The sequence below is a fragment of the Myxococcaceae bacterium JPH2 genome (assembly GCA_016458225.1).
In the GTDB taxonomy this organism is placed as follows: domain Bacteria; phylum Myxococcota; class Myxococcia; order Myxococcales; family Myxococcaceae; genus Citreicoccus.
Window position 1 is genome coordinate 692,717 of sequence record JAEMGR010000003.1, and the last position, 20,395, is coordinate 713,111.

Genomic DNA, 20,395 nt, shown 5'->3' on the forward strand with positions numbered 1-20,395 from the left:
AAGATTCGAGCCGCCTGGATGCGAGCGCGGCGTCGACAGGGAAGCCCCCACATGACGACGCCCGGCACCAGGGAAGGTGCCGGGCGTCAGGCCTCGCCGGAGCGAGGTCAGTGGGACTTCAGTAGGCCACCACGGTGCTCGGCAGCAGGAGCGTGTCGCCCGCGCGCTGCGAGACCACGGACCGGCTCAGGTCGACCTGCACCACCGCGTGACGGCGAGGCGTCAGCAGGGCACGAGTGACCTCGAAGCGGATGGGCGCCGTGCGGACATCGAGCGCGCCAGACGGGCCGCTGACGCCGGACGGGCCATTGGCGCCGTCGAAGCCACCGAACTCGTCCAGGCGGATGACGACCTGGGCGGAGTCCGTGCCGGGCGGCAGGGTGAAGAGGCCGACGAGGAACGCGTGGTCCGTGCGAGCGAGGTCCATCACGGTGGACTTCATCTCCACCGGCAGGGGCGTGCCGTTCGCGGTCACCGTCATGCTGTCCACGTTGATGAACGCGCCCTGGAACTTCTTCGCGCTGGTGCCGAGGATGCGCACCTCGTACTGGTTGTCGTTGAGCTGCACCACCGAGTCGTCATCCCCCACGGGCGAGCTGCCGCCATTCGTGGGAGGAGGGGTGGTGTCCGGCGTGTCCACCGGCGGCTTCGAATCACCGCACCCCGCGAGCGCCAAGCTCCCCAGCACCGCCACCGTCCACTGCTTCCAGTTCTTCATGTCTGTATTCTCCAGAATCCGTTGGGTTGTGATTGAGGCCCGAGTCCTGGACTCAGCGGCTGCTGCCCCGAGGCGCGCTGGCGATGGAGAGGGCATGCCGCGCCCCCGCCGGACCACCGTTGAAGGCCGAGGGCAACGACAGCTTGGAGCCCTGGTCGTTGAGCACACGCAGCTCCTTCAGCCGCGTCTCCATCTCCGCGGGCGTGCCGGAGTCCATGGCCGAGCGGGCGCCGTCGATGCTCTGCTGCGCAGGCGAGCCGAAGAGGCGCGCGTTGCACGTGGCGGTGAGCGTCTGACGACCGAGCTTCACGCGCATGGCGTCCTCGTCGGTGCGCTGACGGCGATCCGCCGTGGTGGCGGAGCTCATCCACAGGACGCCCAGGGCCTCCTCCTTGGTGCCAATCACGCCGAGCTTGCCCAGGTCGATGTCGCCACCCTTCGCGAGGCACGCGGCCACCGCCTGCTCATGCGTCTTGAAGTAGCCCTCGTTGCGGGTGATGGACGGCTGGCCACCGCCCACGGCCGGGGCGAACGCGCACATGGCGAAGTTCTCGTTGCCGTTGAGGCTCACGTCACCCACGGCGACCACCGTGAAGGCGCCCGTGGCGATGTCCACCTTGTAGAGGGTGTTCACCGGGTGGAGGAGGCCCGTCAGGTCACTGCCGTAGATGTAGAAGTTGCCGGCGGTGTCGAAGGCGGCGGCGGGCGCGACGAAGTAGAGCGCCGGCAGACCGGTGAGGGCGTCGTTCGGACCCACGGGACCGAAGTCGGTGGTGTCACCCGTGGCCGGATCGAACGTGGTGAGCCGGTGGGTCACGTGGTTATAGCCATACACCTTGCTGTCGAGCGGGTTGGTCGCGAAGTCGAGGACCTCGGCGATCGTCAGCGTGGGACCCGAGAACGTGACGGTGTTCGTGGTCAGGTTGATGCGCGCGTACTCGGGCAGGATGCCGAAGCCCGGGCCGCTGTAGACCAGGTACGTGCCGTCGGCGAGCACGGTGCCCGCGGGGAACGTGTTGAGCCCCAGCTCGGGGAGCGGCGCCACCGCCGAGGCCACGCCGTCCGCGCCAATCTTGATGAGGTTCTTCAGCGGCAGCGTGTTGTCGATGGCGTAGACGTAGCCATCCAGGTGGTTGAACGCCGCCGCGGAATAGAAGGAGGACGCGGTGGAGAACGGCGTCAGCGCGGCCGTCGTCGTGTCCATCTTGTTGAGCGAGGTGTTGGGCAGGCCCAGACCGCTCATCGAGAAGTACAGCGTGTTGTCACAGGGGAGCGCGTTGGACGCCTTGCACGTCACCTTCACCGAGCTCTGCGCGGTACCGCTGTCCCAGGTGACCGCGAAGGTGTTGGTGAACGAGGAGTCCGGCGAGCCCGGCGTCGTCGGGTCGTCATCCGCGTTGCCCAGCGCAATGCAGTCATCGACGCTGTTGATGACGTACTTGTAATAGCTGATGAGGTTGCCGCCGACCGGGACGGACTGGGGCAGGGTCGGGGTGAAGGTCCAGCCGAACGGCTCCATCAGCGGATCCGTGGCGGTCAACAACTCCGAAGGGAGCGTGGGGTGAGAGTTGAGGGCGACTGTCGTGAAGTCGATGGTCGTCGGATAGGAGGTGATATCGATGGTCTGGTGTCCATTCACCAGCTTCAACACAACGAAGTCATGTGCCTGTGCCGCACCGCCCCCCACCACCACCGCTGCCGCCGTGAGCGCGGCCTTCCATGGCTGCTGCATTTTCGTCGTTCCTCCAGAGAGTAAAGCCTCCCTCAGTGAGAAAGGCCGTGCCCTCCCTGTTCATCCGCCGTGCCACGTCGGAGAAACGCGATTCCTCATCAGGTGCTCAACAGACAACCGTGCACCTGCGTGCACGATTGGGAGTCTCCTGATACAAAGACATCACTCGAATTACACGAGTTGATTTGACATAAAAACCAACATGCACGTTTCGTTCAATCCGAGGCGCAATTGAGCGCTAGTCGACGAAGTGGAGTTCAGGCTCGACGTGGATGTCGGTGCGCAAGCTGTTGGCGATGTAACACTCGCGGTGGGCCTGCTCGACGAGCGCGCGCACCCGCTCCTCACGGGGGCCCTTGGCCAGGACGATGCGGGGCCGCAGGACGATGGAGGTGATGCGCACGGGCTTGTCATCCTCGGGCATCACCGCCTCCGCGTGGTCCTCATAGCGGAGCACGTTGATGCGCGCGCGGGCGGCGACCGCGAGGAAGGCGAGGAGCTGGCAGGACGACGCGGCCACCACCAGGAGTTGCTCGGGGTTGGTGCGCGCGGGGTCGCCTCGGAACGCCGGGTCCGAGCTGAGATCCAAGGACGCGGCCGTGGGAATGGCTCGCGCGACATGTGCGCGGGAATACGACTCGTAGCCCACTCCGGTGGAACCCTCCCACCGACACTCGACCTCGTAACGATGCGTGTGTGCCATCTGAACCTCCTGAACAACAGGCTTAGCTGGTGAACAGCTTGAAGTCTTGAACGTTCTGGGGGGCCCACATGCGAGGACCATGTCGGACACGATGGGCCGCCGCGGGACTGATACTCAGATATTCCAGAAACACAAACATGCCATGCAATTCCGCGCCACGCAGCGCGGCGGACCTCCTGGATAGCCTGCAACGCGGCGGAGCGCGGGTGAAACATTCAGGCGCAACGTGTCTGGATTCCAGAAGCTGGATCCAGCCCTCGGAATCGTCACGGGGAGCGGCAGCGCCACGTGTTTGAAATTGTTGAGCGCGAGGGAGCGCCGTGGTCGTGGCCCTGCCGTTGCTCTGCGAAGCCGCGTGCAAACGCCCCCTCTCGTCCCCCTGTGTCGTGCTCCGCGCTCGCGGGCGTTCTCGCTCGCGGCCTTGCTGGTTTTCCTGCTCCCGGTGGCGTCGCGCGCCACGCCTGGGCTGCGCCATCAGGAGGACCAGCACGGTGACTTCGTGCTGATTGGAAACACGCTCGCGCACGAGTGCGCGGTGGGCACGCCCGCACCGGTGGTGGGGACGGTGGGCACCTGTGGCTCGTCCACCGCGGACACGGCGCCGGACGTGTTCTGGACGCTGGAGGGGAGCACCACGCGCGCGGACCTCACGGTGGCGCCCTCGGCGAGCAGCAGCCAGGCGATGCTCACCCTGCCTCCGGGAGCGCTCATCACCTACGCGCGGTTGTACTGGGGCGCGACCCGCTCGGTCCCCGCCGTGACGGGGACCCTGTCGCCCGATACGCAGGTCACGCTGCGGCGGCCCGGAGGCTTCACGCAGGCGGTGTCCTCGGACGCGGAGCAGGTGCACTCGGCGGACGGCGTGTATGCCTATCAGTCCACGGCGGACGTGACGGCCCTCCTGCAGGCACAGGGGCCCGGCATCTACGGCGTGACGGGCGTGGACGCGGTCGACCTGCGCAACGTCAATGACGCCAACCCGTTCACAGGCTGGTCGCTCATCGTCTTCTACCGGCTGGACAGCGAGCCGCTGCGCAACCTCACCCTGTTCGACGGGCTGGACAAGGTGGTCGCCGGGTCACACACGGACACGGCGCTGTCTGGCTTTCTGGTTCCCCAGACGGGCTTCAGCGCGAAGCTGGGTGTCATTGCCTATGAGGGTGACAACACCATCACGGGGGACCAGCTCGTCTTCAATGGCGTGGCGCTCTCGGACGCGGTTCGGCCCCAGGGGAACTTCTTCAATGGCTCACGCTCGTACCTGGGGCAGCCGGTGAGCAACGCCGGGGACCTGCCTCGGCTGACCGGGACGGCGGGGAGCATGTCTGGGTTGGACCTGGGCGTGGTGGACGTGACGTCGCGCGTGTCGGCCGGGCAGACGTCCGCATCGGTGTCGGCGACGTCCACGGGAGATGGCTACTGGTTGGGCGCGTTCGTCACGTCCATCTCCACGCAGGAGCCGGACTTCAACCACACCGTGAAGTCGGTGCGGACGCTCGCCACGCATCCGGATGGCGGCGCGCGCGCGGGTGACCTGCTCGAGTACACCCTGACGACGCGCAACTCGGGAACCGATACGGGCGTCTCCGTGGTGCTGGTGGATCCGCTGTCTCCGAAGGTCGCGCTGGTGCCGGACTCGCTCCAGGTCGTCGCGGGTGCGAATGCGGGCGTGAAGACAGACATCGCGGGGGATGACTCGGCGGAGTACGACGCCGCGCAGCACCGGATTGTCTTCCGGCTCGGGAGCGGCGCGACGGGGACACAGGGCGGAGTGCTCGCTCCGGGGGAAGGCGCGACGGTGTCGTTCCGCGTGGTCGTCCGGCCCGGAGTGACGGGCCCGGTGGACAATCAGGCGTTCATCACCAGCCAGGGTCTGCTCGGCGCAGCGGCGACCACCGTGGGCTCCGCGCCGGGCGAGGGCCAGGGCGCGAACCCCACCCGCGTGGTCCTGACCTTGCCGCCCGCGCCCGAGGTGACGCAGCCCTCGGAGGGGGCGCTCCTGGGCGGTGACACGCCGACGTTCGCGGGCACCGCGGAGCCAGGGAGCAGCGTGTCCGTCGTGGTGGATGGCACGCAGGTGTGCACGGCCGTGGCGAGCGCCTCCGGGGCGTGGTCGTGCACGTCCACGGTGCCGCTGCTGGATGGGGCGCACTCGGGCAGCGCGACGACACAGGACGCGGCGGGCAACGTGAGTCCGGCGACGGGCTTCGGGTTCGCCACGGACGCCACGGCGCCCTCCGTCACGCTGACCGTCACGCCGTCCGCGAACACGTCGTTCGAGGGGACGGCGGATCCGGGCAGCACCGTGACGCTGGTGATTGACGGCACCGCCCATGGGCCCATCCCCGTGGATGTGCATGGACACTGGACGTTCATCCCGCCCGAGCCCATTCCGGATGGAAGCCACACGGCGACCGCGACCAGCACCGACACGGTGGGCCACACGAGCACGCCCGTGACGGTGCCGTTCGAGGTGGACACGGTGGCGCCCGATACGTTCATCGACGCGGGCCCGGCGCTCACGGGGGCCTCGGCGCAGGCGGTGTTTGACTTCAGCGCCTCGGAGGCCAGCGTCACCTACGTGTGCAGCGTGGATGGGCAGCCGTATGTCCCGTGCGCGGACCCTGCATTCATCTCGGGCCTCGCGGACGGTGGACACACCCTCTCGGTGAGCGCCATCGACGCCACCGGCAATGTCGATCCGACTCCCGCGCGCTACGCGTGGACCGTGGGCGGTGGCACCGGCAACGGCGGAGATGCCGACGGTGGCTCGGGCAATGGGGGTGGCATCGACGGTGGCTCGGGCAATGGCGGCAACCCTGACGGCGGCACGGGGGGCGGCAACACCGACGGTGGCACGGGTAACGGCGGCGACAACGGCAGCTCTGACGGCGGCACGGGGGGCGGCATCGACGGTGGCTCGGGCAACGGCGGCGACACCGATGGTGGCACGGGGGGCGGCATCGACGGTGGCTCGGGCAATGGCGGCGACACTGACGGTGGCTCCGGCAACGGTGGCAACTCTGACGGCGGCACGGGGGGCGGCAACACCGACGGTGGCTCAGGTAACGGCGGCAACTCCGACGGCGGCCCCGGCAACGGTGGCGACACTGACGGTGGCTCGGGCAATGGCAATGGCGGCACCTCCGACGGCGGCCCCGGCACCGGTGGCAACTCCGATGGCGGCAATGGTTCGGGTGGCGGTGATGGCTCGGGCAATCCGGATGGCAGCGGCGATGGCGAGGAGGGAACGCATCTCTTCTCGGTAGCGGGCCATGGCTGCGGCGCCACGGGCCCGAGCGATGCCGCTCCGCTCGCGCTCCTGCTGCTGCTCCTGCCGTGGATGATTCGCCGGAGGGGCGAGGCCCGCTCACTCACGGGCATGGCCGCGGTGCTCGCCGTGCTCGTGGGCTCGACCTCTCGCGCCCAGGACAGTGCATCGCAAGCCATTGATGCGCAGCAGTACAAGCCGGGCCCCGGCGCGTTCGACGTGCTCGGCGTGCAGAGTGCTCAGGTCGCCTCGCACCTGAGCGCCTCGTTCGGGGTCTCCGTCAACTACGCCGACAAACCACTCAGCGTCTTGATGGATGGGCAGTACTCCGCGCAGCTCGTGAAGAATCAACTCACGGCGGACTTCCTGGGCTCTATCTCGCTCGGAGGGCGATTGGAGATGGGTGTCGCCATTCCCATCACGGGCCATGGCTCGCAGCCCGCCGGGAGCGCGGACCCTGGATTGGCCTCGGGGACGTCGGGCGTGGGACTGGGAGACATCCGACTCGTTCCCAAGCTGCGGCTGCTGTCCTCGCGACAGGGATTGCACCTGGCCGTGTCCGCGCCCGTCGTGCTGCCCACCTCGGGCGGCAAGGACTTCCTCGGAGAGAGCGGACCCTCATTCCAACCGCGACTCGTGGGCGAATGGTCACACGAGCGGATCCGCCTGATGGCGAACGCGGGCGTGGTGCTCCGCCGCTCCGAATCACTGCTCAACCTGAAGGTGGGCCACGCGCTGACGTACGCCGTGGGCGCCGAGGTTCCACTCGGTGAGGCGCGACAGCTCCTCGTGGAGGCCTCGCTCGCCGGGAGCATGGGCCTGCAAGCGAACCGCGCCGAGGAGCGTCCCCTGGAGGTGCTCGGCGCGCTGAAGTACCGCTTCGCGAAGGGGCTCGCCGTGCACCTGGGGGCCGGCCCCGGCATCGGTCGTGGATATGGGACGCCCGCGTTCCGCGCCTTCGGCGGACTGACGTGGAGCCCCTCCCGCGACGCACCTCGCGAGGAATGATGGGTTGCATTCCACGTGCGACCTTCTTAGGTTCACCGCCGGTCGGAAAACGGCAGATCGGTTCGGTGAGCCCCGGTCACGTCCACGGTGGACGCACTTGTTCCCCCCATTCGGGGTGAGAACCCACGGCCTATCCAAGGCACACGTGTGCCTTCGTGAGGCTCACCATGAAGCTCAACCACCTGGACCTCCAGGTCCCCGACGTCCAGAGCACCGTTCAGTTCTTCGAGCGCTACTTCAACTTCGAGATGTGCTCGAACCGCTCCTCCCCGGCCGTCGCCATCATGGAGGATCGCCACGGCCTGGTGCTCGTCCTGCAGCGACTGAAGAACCCCGCCGAGAAGTACCCCGAGGGCTTCCACATCGGCTTCATCGTCGAAGACGAAGCGCTCGTGCATGAGGTCCAGGCCAAGGCCCGCGCCGACGGGCACGAGGTCTCCGACATCATCCGCAACAACCGCGGCACGATGCTGTACTTCAAGGCCCCCGGCGACCTCCTCGTCGAAGTGAACTGCCGCCCCCGCGCGGCATAAGGCGGGCCAGCGCGTCGAAGCGGTTCGCCACCCCGCGTGGCGAACCGCCCCTGTCGCGACGTGGCGCACTGCGCGACACGCACGCGCGTTCCAATGGAACGCAGCGCGGGCCGCGTCAAACCTGACGCGAAGCCCCTTGTGAGAGGGAGCCCGGGCGCTCCCGGCCCTCTCACGCCTGACTGGTACAATGATTGCTATCGGACGGCGCATCCCGCTCGGGGACCTCGCGTCTGTCGGCGCGGGGCTCGCGACGCACCCAGGGGGCGCCCGTCATGCCGTCCATTCGCGCCGTCTCCCCGAGCCTGGGGGGAACGCTCGTCGTCTGTCTTGGATTGGCCCACCCCGCCCAGGCCCAGTCCACCGCGACGCTGCCGCCCTTCGTCATGGAGCGGCTGGAGGTGACCGCAGGCGAGGGCCCTCTCGTGGTGGGGGGCGCGAAGCTGCTGGACGCGGGCGCGCTACGGACCTCCTTGGTTGGCCACTACGAGCACAACCCACTCACGCTGCAAGGTGATGGCGAACGTCTGTCATTGATTCGCGAGCGGACGACGGGCGTGCTCGCGCTCGCGTGGGGCGCGCGCTCCTGGCTGGAGCTGGACGCGCACCCTCCCCTCCTGACCCAGCAGGAAGGGGCGGAGCTGAGCACCCGGCGCATCGCGGCCCCCGCTCGCGGCGGATTGGGCGCGCCGCGCCTGGGCACCCGTCTGGGATTGATGAGTCGGGAGCAGGGCGCGGCCGTGGACCTCGCGCTGGACCTGGGTGTGCTGTTGCCCTCGGGCACCGGGCAGGCGCTGGCGCGCTCGGAGGGGGCGAACGTCTCGGGGCGCGTGCTGGTGGGGGGACGACTGGGGGATGTCCTCGCGAGCCTCGCGGCCCGTCGAAAGAGCAAGCCTTCATGACGAAATACCAATGCAGGAAATGCTTTGTCTATTTCTACGCCCTGACCCCGTGCGTCTGGTGTCCGGCCTGCGGGGGCGAGGTCGAGGCCGACGAATACAACCTTCCCCACCGTGAGAAGCCCACCAAGCGCACCTGTGGGGCGTGCCAGGAGTCCTTTCGCTGCGCGCTCCCGGACGACGAGCGGCCGAAGTTCTGCCCCCTGTGCAGTGAGCCCTTCCGGCCCGCGCAGGCGAACTCGATTGTCCCCGTCGCTCCGTTTCCCATTCCCATCACGACGACGACGACCCCTCCGACGACGCCACGGGTGCGTGGCTCGCTCCGGCGGCCGCCCCCAGGCTCCCTCAGTTCGGGCTTCAAGCCGCCGGCCCAGCGACTCACGCCACAGCCTCCGGCGCCCTCGCCCTCCTCGAGCCCTCCTGTGCAGCAGGAGGAGCAGGTCCCGACCCCGACCCCGCCCGCCAAGAAGCCCAAGACCCAGACCACGACCCCGCCGAGTGCTCCGCCCCCCTTGGTCGTCATCCCCCTGACGCCCTGTGCCCAGTTCGCGCAGGGCGTCCTCACGAACCTCTACACGGGCCAATCGCACGGCTCGCGGTACGCGACCCTGTGCGCGTGGTCCCGCGCGAACCGCGCGCAGCGCAACCCGAGCCTCATGCGCTTGCTCTTCCAGGAGTTCGTTCACGCGGCGCAGAACCAGAACGGGCTCCTGGAGAACCTCTTGGATCTCCTGTGCAGTCGGGCCGCGGGGATCCAAAACCAGCTCAACGGACTCATCCACGCCGAGTTCCTCAGACAACCGCCCAGGGACCAGCGCTTCCGCGACACCCTGGTCGTCAACGTGGAGGGTGACTGGCTCAACTGCCTGGCGCTCAACACCATCAACAAGAAGATTGGGAAGGAGCAGACGGCGAGACACGAGGGCAGCTTCCAGGTGGCGGGCTGCACTCACACGATTGTTCAAATCCAAGGGGGCACGACCCGAATCCATCTCGTGTGCAGCCAGGACTACGACCCGTCCTACGGCTGCATCCAGAACGTGATGACTCAGCTCACGCATCACCTCGGGGGGGCCCAGGGCATCGCCAGCCACATGCTCCAGCTCGTGCGTCACCCCGCCCACTTCGTATCAACCCACTTCCCGCCCCAGCCGAACCCTCGGCTCAGAAGCAGGCTCTACAGCCAGCATGGCAATGACGGCGTCGAGTCCTTCACCGCCAACAGCTTCCTCTCCTGCCTGCTGGGATTGCTCCTGGTCGTGGAGCCCTACTACGCCACGGTCCTCTTCGGCTCGTCGCTCGACATGCTGGAGTTGATCGAAGACGGGCTGATGGACTTCGACGACGTGTTCGGCCACTTCGGCGCGTGGCAGGGAGGGCTGTTCCCGCTCTACAACACAGGCGAGCACGAAGGCAGCGCGCGCCTCCTCGCCGACGTCGACATCCAAGGCCTCCATCAGAACGTGCGTCAGCGGTTGTTGCAGCAGCTGCGCCAGGGCTTCGGCCCCGAGACCTGCGCGCTCTACAAGGCCCTCTTCATCCAGGCCCTGCACCGGTTGGCGCTCGATGCACGCGCGCCGCGGGTGCTCCTGTCCGCCCAGTCGTCACAGCCCTCGGGGGGGCCGCCGAGTCCCTCGAGCGATCGAAAGCGCGGCCCTCCTCCCGGAGGCGAGAACAACTTGTTGCTGTGACCTTCGCGTGTCCGCCACACGCGCATTTCCAGACGGAACGAAGGCGCGCGACGGCCGTTCCGCTTGACTCCGAACGGCGCATCACGGATGGGGCACTACCGCCTCGTGTTCCTGGAGACAGAGTCCATGCGCCGTGTCCTTCCGTTGCTTCTCGCCACGCTCGCCTTGGGGATGAGCGCCTGCGAGAAGAAGTCCTCTTCGAGTAACGCCGCGCCCGCGCAGGCCGGCTCGCCAAGCCCCCAGGCGGCCACGCCCGCGCCCGCGGACACGCTGCGCATCGGCGTGCTGGCGAGCCTCACCGGCGGCGAGGCCACCTACGGCATCTCCGCGCGCAACGGCATCATGCTGGCGCTCCAGGAGGCGAACGCGGCGGGCGGCGTCCACGGCAAGAAGCTGGACGCGCGCATCTACGACACGCAGGGGAAGCCGGAGGAGGCGGCGCAGTCCGCGACGCGGCTGCTCACGCAGGACCAGGTGGTGCTCATCCTCGGGGACGTGGGCTCCTCCGCGACGCTGGCGGTGGCGGAGAAGGCGCAGTCCGCGGGCGTGCCCGTCATCACGCCGAGCGCGACGAATCCCTCGGTGACGCAGAAGGGAGACTTCATCTTCCGCGTCTGTTTCATCGACCCGTTCCAGGGCTGGGTGATGGCGAAGTTCGCGCGTGAGCACCTGAAGCTGAACACGGTGGCGGTGCTGCGCGACAACAAGAATGCCTACAGTCTGGGATTGGCGGACACGTTCGTGCGCACGTTCACGGAGCTGGGGGGCAAGGTGGTGGCGGACGAGAGCTATTCCAAGGGAGACACGGACTTCCGCGCGCAGCTCACCGCCATCAAGAAGATGAAGCCCGAGGGTCTCTACATTCCGGGCTACTACAGCGACGCGGGCATCATCGCGCGGCAGGTGCGGGAGCTGGGCCTGACGGTGCCGATGATGGGTGGAGACGGCTGGGGTTCGGACAAGCTGTTCGAGCTGGGAGGCAGCGCGGTGGATGGCAGCTACTTCTCCAGTCACTATTCGCCGGACAATCCCGACGCGCGCACGCAGAAGTTCATCACGGACTACAAGGCGGCGTATGGAAGCGTGCCGGACGCCATCGCGGCGCTGGGCTACGACGCGGCGCGAGTGGCCGTGGAGTCGCTGAAGAAGGCGTCCCCGCCCTCGGGAGCCACGCTGCGCGACACGATTGCCACGACGCACGACTTCCCCGGCGTGACGGGCACGCTGAGCATGGACGCCAACCGCAACCCGGTGAAGCCCGCGGTCATCCTCAAGGTCGGCGAGGGCAAGACGACCTTCGTCACCACCGTGGCGCCCTGAGGCACGGCGGCCCGATGCGCCGTGCCTCGGGCCGTGTCACCAGAGGGGCGCGTCGTTCGTTACCCCCATCCACCGGGAGAGCGTGGAGGCCACCGCGCTCGTCTGGTTTTGCGTCGCGGTCACCGCGCCTCCCGCCACGGTGACCGACAGGTCGCCCGCCTGCGCCGCCTGGAAGTAGAACACCGCCTCGCGCTGCGCGCCTTCCAGCGGCAACGTGGTCACCGCCGCGTCACTGCAGTCGGGCTTCAGGTGGAACGTCACCCCCGCCGCCGCAGTCCCCGTCGCGGACACCGACACCGTGTCCGAGACCAGCGCCGCCAGGTTCCCCACCGTGTCCTGCGCCTGCACCACCAGCCTCGGTGAACACGCCTTCGCCACCACCGAGCGCTCGGGGTTGAGGAACACCAGCTTGCGGTCCGTCCCCACCGACAACACATCCACGTCGAACGTCGAGTCCGGACGCGTCGCGCGCGAATACCCCGGCCCCGTGATTGCGTTCAGGCTGATGACGTTCGCGCTCCCCAGGTCCGCGATGCCCGCCTGATACACATACCCGTTCGTCACGTCTGTCTTGTGGATGCGATTCTCCGTCACCTGGATGCGTGTCATCTCCGCCGGCGGAATCACGTTGCCATGCGCATCCGTCCCGTCCGCTTGCGCGAGGTTGATGCCCACGTCGTTCTCGTCCAGCGTGTTTCCGTCCAGCACCACGTCCTTGCAGAGCGGCGTCCCCGGTCCGTAGTACGCGCCGCCCACCACGAGGATGCCGGACGCGACGTCCAGCCCCGTGTATCCATTCGCCGTCACCGTGTTGCGGTTCACGCGCCCCGTCACGCCGTACCCGAGCTGGATGCCACTGGGCGCGATGAAGGCTTGCGGCCCCACACCCGTCACCGTGTTGTCGGTCAGCGTCGCATCCACCCTCCCCGACACCACGATGCCCGCCTTCTGATACCCAGACACTTGATTGCGCAGCACGTCCACTCGCGCCACCTGCGTCCCGCTCGTGGCGCCGCGCACGTCAATGCCCAGCCCCTCCTGGCAGCCGCTCCGCCCTTCCTTCTGATGGATGTCCCGCACCTGCGTGTCGGTGATGGCGCCGCTCGCCTCCTGCAACTGGATGCCCACGAGGCGATCCACTCCGGAGTCACAGAGGTCCGCGAGCCCACGCGCCGTCACCACCACCTGCCGCACGCTCGCCGAGGCCCCTCGGTTGCGCAGCACCGCGCCCTTCCAGTGCGAGGCCGGCGTCCCGTCCTGCTCCACCGCCGTCAGCGTGAATCCCCCGCCGTCGAACACGTAGCCATCCGGGACGTACACCGTGCCCTCCGTCGTGCAGTCCGCCGTCAGCGTCACCGTGCCTGTCCCCAGCGTCACCGCGCAGGGCCGCTGTGCGCCACATGAACGGCCGCCCCACGTCACCGGGAATGTGCGACTCACCCGCAGCCCCGCCGCGTTCGTCACCGTCACCGCGATGACCGGCAGCGTGTCCGCGGGCACGCACGACAGCTCCGTCCACGTCACCGTGCTCGAGGTCGCCGTGCTCGTCGGCGGCCCAACCGCACCGGTCGTCGCCGTCCACGTGAACGTCAGCGGACGCCCCTGCGGATCCATCGCCGCGACGTCGAACTGGAGCACCTGTCCCGCCACCGCGTCGGTCGAGGACTGCGCCGTGCTCGTGATGCGCGGTGGCTGCCGCTGCACCACGCACACGTCCAGCCCACGCGTCGCCTCGCCGCCGTAGGCATCTCGCATCGTCACCGTGAGCCGGCAGCTGCCGCACGTGTCCGAGCCCGGCATCGCCGTGGGCGTGAAGTGCGGCGTCGCCGCCGTCGCGTCGTCGAAGGTGCCCTCGCACGTGGCCGCCCAGCCATACGTCAGCGCATCCCCATCGTCGTCCGTGGCCGAGGCCTCCAGCGCCGCGGCCTCGTCCACCGGCAGCTCCGCCGAAGGCCGCGAGCCCAGCTCCGTCACCGCCGGCCAGCGGTTGAACACCGCCTGCGGCGAGGGCTCGCCCAACCCCGCCAGACCCACGCTCACCGCGAAGCCCAGCGTCGCCACCGCGCCGTGCGCGTCCGACACCGACAGCGTCACCGTCACGTTGCCCGCGTCCGCCGGTGCCGTCCACGTGGGCGCCGCGACCGCCGCGTCCGAGAACGCGCCCGCCGAGGCCTTCCACGCATACTTCAGCGTCGCCTCCGCGTCGTCCGGGTTCGGGTCATGCGCGCGCGCTCGCAGCGCCACCGTGGCGCCCGGCTTCACCACCGCCTCCGCGGCCACCACCGCGTCGATGACCGGCGCCACGTTCCCCACCGGCGGCTTCGTCGAAGCCACCTGCGGCAGCAGCAACAGCAGCGCGGCGTGATGCGGCGGAAGGTCCACCGCGTCCGCATCCAACGTGGCCAACGCCGAGCCCGCCGCGTCCAGCACCTCCGCGCGCACTCTCGCCGCGCCGGACTGGACGTGCGCCACCGACCCCGCCCACAAGGTGCCCGAGCCGGACAGGTCTCCCTCCACCGCCGCACCCTCCGCGGGCGTCGCGGTGGCCCTCACGCGCGCCACCGCGTCGGAGCGCAGCGAGCGAGGCAACACCACCATCAGCCGCACCGCACCCGAAGGCTCCAGGTCGAAGGAGGGCTCATCCGGGAGCGTACAGCCTCCCGCGAGCACCCACAGCGCTCCGGCAAACAAAGACAACCACCGCGTGTTCGCCTGATTCATCGTCAAGCCCCTCCCTGTCACGTCGATAGGAGCAGGTCCCACGATGCAAAGGAAGACGCTCATGTGTCACGCCGGCTCGTCTTCACGAACGAGCCACGCGTCCGCTGGACGACGTCCTGACGCGCGTGCGTCACCTACCCGGCGATGGCCTGTCTCGCGGCACTTTTCCGAGCCGGCTGCATGCTGTGGTCCCGCGCGTGCGCGCGCCCGAAGAACGCCGTCCCCAGCCCTGGCCCATCCGCATCGCCCACTGGGCCCATGTGCCGCTGCTCGTCATCATGGCGGGCAGCGGGCTCCAAATCCTCGCGGCCTATCCCAGGCTCGGCCCGCGCGGGCAGCCGTTTGACTGGTATCCCTTTCAAGGCGTGACACCGCCCGCGTGGACGCGGCTGGGAGACTGGCTCGCGGGCGCGCGTCACTGGCACTTCGCCTTCGCGTGGTTCCTCGTCCTCAACGGCGCGGTGTATGGGTTCTACCTGGCGCTCAGCGGCGAGTGGCGCCGCCGCGTCTTCCTCCCTCGCCGCGACGCGCGCAACGCGCTCCAGACGCTCGCGTTCTATCTGCGCCTCCGCAAGGAACCGCCCCAGCAGGGGCTCTACAACGGCCTCCAGCGACTGGCGTACTCGGGCGCGCTCCTGCTCGGGCTGTTCGCGGTGCTCTCCGGGCTCGTGCTCTACAAGCCCGTGCAGCTGCGCGGACTCACCGCGCTCTTCGGGGGCTACGACACCGCGCGCGCCGTGCATCTGGTCGTGCTCGCGCTGTTCGTCCTCTTCACGCTCGGACACCTCCTCCTCGTGGCGCTGCATCCGCGCGCCCTCGTCGAGATGGTGACGGGCGGGAGCAAGCCCCGTGCGTGATGCGCGCCTCACTCGACGGCGGCTGCTCGTGGGCGCCTCGGCGCTCGGGCTCGCCGCGTGCGATTCGAAGCGGCCCCAGGCGGGCTTCCTGGGCGCCATGGAGCGCTTCAACCTGCGTGCGCAGACGGCCCTGTTCAACCCGGAGCGGCTGGCGCCCGAGGAGCCCCTCTCCGCGCTCACGCCGCCCGGGCACTTCCCCGCCTACTTCATCTCGCCCCAGGTCCCACAGGCTCCCGTGAACTGGGCACTGAAGGTCGGCGGGCTCGTCGCGCGGCCGAGCGTGCTGACCTCGGAGGACCTGCGCCGACTGCCGCGCACCGACCTGCGCGTGCGCCACCACTGCGTGGAGGGCTGGAGCGCGGTGGCGTCATGGCACGGCGTGCGCGTGCGCGACGTGGCCGAGGCCGTGGGCGCGGACCCTCGCGCGGGCTACGTGGAGTTCCGCTCGTTCGACATGGGCTACGCGTCGTCGTGGGACCGGCCCAGCGCGATGCACGCGCAGACGCTGCTCGCCTACGGGATGAATGGCGAGCCCTTGCCCGCCGCGCACGGCGCGCCGCTGCGCCTCTATTCGGCGGTGAAGCTGGGCTACAAGATGGTGAAGTACCTCACCGAGGTGAACTTCCTGCCCGAGCCCACCGGGGGCTACTGGGAGGACCAGGGCTACGAGTGGTTCGCGGGCGTCTAGAGCCGCGCCGCTCACGCCTTGCTGCTGCGCATCACGCTGCCGCCAAACGGCGTGAAGCCGTTCTTGCGCAGCGCCTCGCGCTCGCCCATCAGCGCGCTCAGCGCCTCGTCGCGCGTGGCGAAGTGGTTCACCGCCGCGCCGTTGATGGCGCCGCTGGTGAGGATGAACATGCGCGTCATCTCGTCACCGCCGAAGCGGTAGGAGCGGTGCGTGTACTTCTCCAGCACCTCGCGGCGCTCGCGGCCGAACGTGCGGCCCGCGGTGAACTTCACCACCAACCCATCCAGGTTGATGAGCAGGTCCACCTTCCCGTTCCGGGTGAAGCGCTGAAACTGCTCCTCCACCTCGCGCCGCCACCGCACGACGTCCGCGTCACTGACGAGGACGCAGTCGGTGAAGCCGGCCGTGACCACGTCGTGCTGGGCGTCGTACTCGAAGGTCATGCTCCAGGCCATCTGCGCTCTCCCACGAACCGCTCGGCCGCGTGTCGCGCCGCTACGCCTGCGCGCTCCCTGCCAGATACGCCCCCAACAGGGCCGCGATTTCCGCCGGACGCTCCACCTGCGGGTAGTGCCCCGGTCCCGGCAGGTACGTCAGGCGCGCGCGACGAATGGGCGCCACCACCGCCTGCTTGAGAAAGGGCGCCGGAAGGAACGCGTCATCCGTGGCCACCACCAGCGTGGGCGCGGAGATGTTCGCGAGCTTCTCGGCGAAGCCACCCGCCGTCCAGGCATCGAAGCCCTGCTCGATGGCGGCCGCGGACACCGTCGCCGAGTCCTTGAGCAGCGCCTCCAATGCCTCGGGCGACAGCTGACGGCACGCCAACCCCAGGATGGTCTGCTGCTTGCCGCGATCGCCCGCCGAGGTGCGGAACAGGCCCGCCGCGTCCGCGGGCAGCGGCAGCCCCGCCGCCGGCACCGAGTTCAAGCACACCAGCCCGTCCACGCGGTCCGCCACCGTGGCGGCGATCCACTGCGCGACCTGACCACCCATGCTGTGGCCCACCACCGTGAAGCGCTTCGCGCCCACGTGGTCCACCACCGCGAGCACGTCCTGCGCATGCTGCGCCAGCGTGTGCCCCGTGGCGGGCCGCCCCGAGCCGCCCGTGCCGCGCAGGTCCGGAATCACCAGCCGCAGCCCCGTCGTCTCCAGGCGCTCCACCATCGCGTCCCAGACCGCGCCCGACACCATCCACCCGTGCACCAGCACCACCACGCGAGGCCCCTCGCCGATGACGCGATAGTGAATGGACGTTCCGTCAGTCGCGGAAATCGTGGGCATGAACGAATCCTTATTTAAGCGGACAGGCTTGGAATTATAAATTTAGCGGGAGCTGTAGCAAGCCATGAATCCTGTCCGTGCGTCCACCGGCTGCGCGGCTCCAACCCGACACGTCGCACGCTAGCTCGCCAGGCGGCGCACCCACCACGCCGCGGCCTCGCGCACCTCGCCGTCGCCGTGGGCCAGCGCCTGGCGCGCGTGAAACAGCGCCTGCGTCGGCGCGTCCTGCGCCACCACGCGCGCATACGTGAGGTGCGTCAGCGCCTCCGTCTCATTCACTTCCAGTGCGGCATCCAGCAACCGCCGCGCGCGCGCCATGCCGTCCCGCTGCCGCGCGTAGAGCAGGACCAGGTCGCACACCGTGGCCATGTCACGCGGGGCGAGCTGCACCGCGCCCTCCAGCAGCCGCTGGGCACCCGCGCCATCGCCCATGGCCGCCCGGAGCCGGGCCAGCGTGCGGCGCACCTCGATGGACAAGGGCGAGCGCGCCAGCGCCGCCTCCAGCACCTCCCGGGCCTCCTCCACCCGGCCCAGCGTCAGCAGCGCCAGCCCCTGCGCGCACGCCGGCAGCGGCTGACCGCTCTCGCGCAGCTCCCCGTCCGGGTTCGCCTTCGCCATGTCCGCGCCTTTCGCAAGAAAAACAAGTTTTTCTCGTCTTAAACGCCTGAAGTTGCTGCGTTTTGCAACTGTCTTGGCGGCCCGAGTCGGTTCAACCCCGCAGGAAAGATGAAATTTTGATGTAATTTCGCGAGGTTACGAACAGGCGCCGTCTCACCGCACCCAGGCGATTCCTCCAAGGGGCGCGGCGAGGCGGGAGGCGTCTGGCAGACTCCGGCGGGTGATGACGGATGAACGGGATGGGATGGGCGGCGCGACGGGTGCGCGACGCACGGTGCACTGCGAGGACGCGCTGAAGTGGCTGGAGGCGAGCCCCGTGCTGGAGGGGTGCTCGGTGGTGGCCTCGCTGCCGGACGTGTCCGAGTTCCCCGCGCTCTCGGTGGCCGAGTGGAAGGAGTGGTTCGTGCGCGCGGCGGGGCTCGTGCTGTCGCGCGTGCCTCCGAACGGCGTGGCGGTGTTCTACCAATCCGACGTGAAGAAGGACGGCGCCTGGGTGGACAAGGGCTACCTGGTGTCTCGCGCGGCGGAGGCGGCGGGCTTCGAGACGCTCTGGCACAAGGTGGTGTGCCGACGGACGCCGGGGACGGTGACGTTCGGGCGGCCGGCGTTCTCGCACCTGCTGTGCTTCTCGCGGGACGTGCGCGTGGACCTGGCGAAGTCCTCCCCGGACGTGCTGCCGGACGCGGGCGAGGTGACGTGGACGCGCGGGATGGGCGTGCGCGCGTGCCAGCTGGCGTGCCGCTTCATCCTGGAGCAGACGACCACGCGCACGGTGGTGGACCCCTTCTGCGGACACGGCACCGCGCTGGCCGTGGCCAACGCGATGGGTCTGGACGCGGTGGGGGTGGAGCTCAGCCGCAAGCGCGTGCGCAAGGCCAAGGCCCTGCGCGCGACCTGGACTCCCGAAGGGCTGGTGCTCTCCGGCACGGGCGCCTCGGGCCCGGAGCCCGAGGACGCCGACTGACGACTCAGGCCGCGGAGGCCGCGCTCACCGAGGCGACGTGCGCCTCCAGGGCCCCGAGGAACGGCTCGAACAGGCGCTCCTCCATGGCCAGCGCCGGCTCCAGCGTGGCGCCCACGGCGGCGAGGCGCGCGACGCATGCGTCCTCCAGGGTGCGGCGGTGGCTCTGCTCTTCCACCACCACGCGGCCCAGCTCCTCACGCACCACGGCGTTGCGGCTGGCGGCCTTGTAGAGCGGGTAGAGCACCATCGCGCGCCGCTCCACCACCGCGGTGGTGAGCAGGTAGTGCAGGTACACGTCCGACGTGCCGGTGAGGGACGTGGCCCACTCGGCCAGCCCGCGGTCCAGCGACTGGAACCACGTGGCCGCCTCGGTCGCGCACAGATGCTCCGTCACCTCGCCGCCCGCCACCGCGCACGCGAGGTTCTTGAAGGTGAAGGCATGGCGCGTCTCGTCCGCCAGGTGCCCGAGCACCTCCAGCGACGGGTGCCGGTCCGCCACGGTGCGCGAAATCTTCCGCGCCCCGATGAACTCCATCAGGGACAAGGTGTTGAGCCACCGCGCCTCGACCTCGGGCGTCTGGGCCAGCTGGCGGAGCACCGCCTGGATTCGGTCACGCATGGGGCGCCCCTCTAGCCCGACCCTGGCCGGGGCGCGAGCCCGGAGCGCGCCGCCCCCCGTGCCTCCCGCTTCTGTCCCCCTGTAGCCCCGCGCGTGCCGTGTGGGGCCATGTCAGGCGTAGGGCGTGCCCCGCGCGCTCGCGCTCATCATGGCCAGCCCGCGCTCGAACAGCTCCACGACCGCGGCGCGGGCCACCTCCGGAGCCTCGCCCTTCGCCATTTGACGGAGCCCCTCGCTGTAGGCGACCCGGATGGCCGCGACCACCTGGGCGGCCAGCAGCCGGGCGATGGGGTCCTCAGGGGGCGCGCCCACCTGTCCGGTCAGCTCCGCCACCAACACCGCCTCCGCCTCCTCGCCCATCTCGCGCAGCCGCGCTCGCAGCGCCGGGCTCTCGGCCACCATGCGCCAGAACCCCGCCACGCCCGCGCTCATCTTCACGAACGCGTGGTCGCTCTCCACCAGCGACCGCGCCAGCGCGCGCAGCACCGCGACCGGCGACGCCCCCTTGCGGCGCTCCTGGAACGCCTGCCGCAACAGCTCGACGCCCTCCTCCTGCCGGTCGAAGAAGAGGTCCTCCTTGCGCGGGAAGTAGTTGAACACGGTCATCTTGGAGACGTTCGCCGCCGCCGCCACCTCGGCCACCGTCACCGCGTCGAAGCCGCGCGCCAGGAACAGCCCCGTCGCCACATCCGAAATCATCTTCCGCGTCTCGCGCCGCTTGCGCGCCCGCAGTCCCTCGTCTTCCGCCATGCCCCGAAGCCTACCCCGAATCAAA

General features: G+C 69.4%; 17 protein-coding genes. 8 read left to right on the forward strand and 9 right to left on the reverse strand.

Annotated features, from left to right (window positions below):
* Positions 1-118: 118 nt before the first annotated feature.
* The 3 genes from JGU66_07610 to JGU66_07620 all read right to left on the reverse strand — a co-directional run bounded on the left by JGU66_07610 (position 119) and on the right by JGU66_07620 (position 3,153).
* Positions 119-718 carry a hypothetical protein gene (locus tag JGU66_07610; GenBank protein MBJ6760626.1) on the reverse strand — a complete coding sequence of 200 codons (600 nt, stop codon included), beginning with the start codon at positions 716-718 and terminating at the stop codon, positions 119-121.
* 52 nt (positions 719-770) lie between these two features.
* Positions 771-2,450 (reverse strand): hypothetical protein, encoded by a 1,680-nt coding sequence (locus JGU66_07615; GenBank protein ID MBJ6760627.1) that lies wholly within the window; start codon positions 2,448-2,450, stop codon positions 771-773.
* Between the two features lie 238 nt (positions 2,451-2,688).
* A complete protein-coding gene (locus JGU66_07620; GenBank protein ID MBJ6760628.1) occupies positions 2,689-3,153 on the reverse strand; it encodes an OsmC family protein in 465 nt (154 codons plus the stop codon).
* Between the two features lie 355 nt (positions 3,154-3,508).
* Here JGU66_07620 and JGU66_07625 point away from each other — a divergent pair, with 355 nt between their 5' ends.
* From JGU66_07625 to JGU66_07645, 5 genes are all read left to right on the forward strand, one after another.
* Positions 3,509-7,432, forward strand: a complete 3,924-nt coding sequence (locus tag JGU66_07625) for a DUF11 domain-containing protein (GenBank protein ID MBJ6760629.1) — start codon at positions 3,509-3,511, stop codon at positions 7,430-7,432.
* Positions 7,433-7,599: 167 nt separating this feature from the next.
* Positions 7,600-7,965, forward strand: coding sequence for a VOC family protein (locus tag JGU66_07630; GenBank protein MBJ6760630.1), 366 nt, complete (start codon positions 7,600-7,602; stop codon positions 7,963-7,965).
* Positions 7,966-8,237: 272 nt separating this feature from the next.
* A complete protein-coding gene (locus JGU66_07635; GenBank protein ID MBJ6760631.1) occupies positions 8,238-8,864 on the forward strand; it encodes a hypothetical protein in 627 nt (208 codons plus the stop codon).
* Between the two features lie 419 nt (positions 8,865-9,283).
* Positions 9,284-10,552 carry a hypothetical protein gene (locus tag JGU66_07640; protein MBJ6760632.1) on the forward strand — a complete coding sequence of 423 codons (1,269 nt, stop codon included), beginning with the start codon at positions 9,284-9,286 and terminating at the stop codon, positions 10,550-10,552.
* A gap of 126 nt (positions 10,553-10,678) precedes the next feature.
* On the forward strand, positions 10,679-11,872 hold the full coding sequence (locus JGU66_07645; GenBank protein ID MBJ6760633.1) for an ABC transporter substrate-binding protein: 1,194 nt from the start codon (positions 10,679-10,681) through the stop codon (positions 11,870-11,872).
* A 36-nt stretch (positions 11,873-11,908) separates the two neighbouring features.
* Here JGU66_07645 and JGU66_07650 read toward each other — a convergent pair whose 3' ends face one another.
* The gene (locus JGU66_07650) at positions 11,909-14,593 is read right to left on the reverse strand and encodes a right-handed parallel beta-helix repeat-containing protein (protein ID MBJ6760634.1); all 2,685 of its coding nucleotides are present in this window, start codon (positions 14,591-14,593) and stop codon (positions 11,909-11,911) included.
* Between the two features lie 197 nt (positions 14,594-14,790).
* Here JGU66_07650 and JGU66_07655 point away from each other — a divergent pair, with 197 nt between their 5' ends.
* Both JGU66_07655 and JGU66_07660 read left to right on the forward strand, forming a co-directional pair.
* Positions 14,791-15,450 (forward strand): cytochrome b/b6 domain-containing protein, encoded by a 660-nt coding sequence (locus tag JGU66_07655; protein ID MBJ6760635.1) that lies wholly within the window; start codon positions 14,791-14,793, stop codon positions 15,448-15,450.
* 97 nt (positions 15,451-15,547) lie between these two features.
* A complete protein-coding gene (locus JGU66_07660; GenBank protein ID MBJ6760636.1) occupies positions 15,548-16,138 on the forward strand; it encodes a molybdopterin-dependent oxidoreductase in 591 nt (196 codons plus the stop codon).
* Between the two features lie 11 nt (positions 16,139-16,149).
* Here the strand turns inward: JGU66_07660 and JGU66_07665 are convergent, their stop codons facing one another.
* The 3 genes from JGU66_07665 to JGU66_07675 form a co-directional block, all read right to left on the reverse strand.
* Entirely contained in the window at positions 16,150-16,593 is a 444-nt protein-coding gene (locus JGU66_07665) for a hypothetical protein (protein MBJ6760637.1), read from the reverse strand.
* 40 nt (positions 16,594-16,633) lie between these two features.
* On the reverse strand, positions 16,634-17,419 hold the full coding sequence (locus JGU66_07670; protein MBJ6760638.1) for an alpha/beta hydrolase: 786 nt from the start codon (positions 17,417-17,419) through the stop codon (positions 16,634-16,636).
* A gap of 120 nt (positions 17,420-17,539) precedes the next feature.
* A complete protein-coding gene (locus tag JGU66_07675; GenBank protein MBJ6760639.1) occupies positions 17,540-18,037 on the reverse strand; it encodes a tetratricopeptide repeat protein in 498 nt (165 codons plus the stop codon).
* 223 nt (positions 18,038-18,260) lie between these two features.
* Here JGU66_07675 and JGU66_07680 point away from each other — a divergent pair, with 223 nt between their 5' ends.
* The gene (locus JGU66_07680) at positions 18,261-19,001 is read left to right on the forward strand and encodes an SAM-dependent methyltransferase (GenBank protein MBJ6760640.1); all 741 of its coding nucleotides are present in this window, start codon (positions 18,261-18,263) and stop codon (positions 18,999-19,001) included.
* Between the two features lie 4 nt (positions 19,002-19,005).
* On the opposite strand, the gene JGU66_07685 is transcribed toward JGU66_07680, so the two are convergent.
* Both JGU66_07685 and JGU66_07690 read right to left on the reverse strand, forming a co-directional pair.
* Entirely contained in the window at positions 19,006-19,620 is a 615-nt protein-coding gene (locus JGU66_07685) for a hypothetical protein (protein MBJ6760641.1), read from the reverse strand.
* Between the two features lie 111 nt (positions 19,621-19,731).
* Positions 19,732-20,370, reverse strand: a complete 639-nt coding sequence (locus JGU66_07690) for a TetR family transcriptional regulator (GenBank protein ID MBJ6760642.1) — start codon at positions 20,368-20,370, stop codon at positions 19,732-19,734.
* Positions 20,371-20,395: the final 25 nt, after the last annotated feature.

Bases quoted from the DNA above. Each gene is read 5' to 3' on its own strand.
- JGU66_07670 (MBJ6760638.1), bottom strand. From the start codon at position 17,419: ATGCCCACGATTTCCGCGACTGACGGAACGTCCATTCACTATCGCGTC.
- JGU66_07645 (MBJ6760633.1), top strand. From the start codon at position 10,679: ATGCGCCGTGTCCTTCCGTTGCTTCTCGCCACGCTCGCCTTGGGGATG.
- JGU66_07690 (MBJ6760642.1), bottom strand. From the start codon at position 20,370: ATGGCGGAAGACGAGGGACTGCGGGCGCGCAAGCGGCGCGAGACGCGG.
- JGU66_07680 (MBJ6760640.1), top strand. From the start codon at position 18,261: ATGACGGATGAACGGGATGGGATGGGCGGCGCGACGGGTGCGCGACGC.
- JGU66_07675 (MBJ6760639.1), bottom strand. From the start codon at position 18,037: ATGGCGAAGGCGAACCCGGACGGGGAGCTGCGCGAGAGCGGTCAGCCG.
- JGU66_07630 (MBJ6760630.1), top strand. From the start codon at position 7,600: ATGAAGCTCAACCACCTGGACCTCCAGGTCCCCGACGTCCAGAGCACC.
- JGU66_07665 (MBJ6760637.1), bottom strand. From the start codon at position 16,593: ATGGCCTGGAGCATGACCTTCGAGTACGACGCCCAGCACGACGTGGTC.
- JGU66_07620 (MBJ6760628.1), bottom strand. From the start codon at position 3,153: ATGGCACACACGCATCGTTACGAGGTCGAGTGTCGGTGGGAGGGTTCC.
- JGU66_07610 (MBJ6760626.1), bottom strand. From the start codon at position 718: ATGAAGAACTGGAAGCAGTGGACGGTGGCGGTGCTGGGGAGCTTGGCG.
- JGU66_07635 (MBJ6760631.1), top strand. From the start codon at position 8,238: ATGCCGTCCATTCGCGCCGTCTCCCCGAGCCTGGGGGGAACGCTCGTC.
- JGU66_07615 (MBJ6760627.1), bottom strand. From the start codon at position 2,450: ATGCAGCAGCCATGGAAGGCCGCGCTCACGGCGGCAGCGGTGGTGGTG.
- JGU66_07685 (MBJ6760641.1), bottom strand. From the start codon at position 19,620: ATGCGTGACCGAATCCAGGCGGTGCTCCGCCAGCTGGCCCAGACGCCC.
- JGU66_07660 (MBJ6760636.1), top strand. From the start codon at position 15,548: ATGGAGCGCTTCAACCTGCGTGCGCAGACGGCCCTGTTCAACCCGGAG.
- JGU66_07650 (MBJ6760634.1), bottom strand. From the start codon at position 14,593: ATGAATCAGGCGAACACGCGGTGGTTGTCTTTGTTTGCCGGAGCGCTG.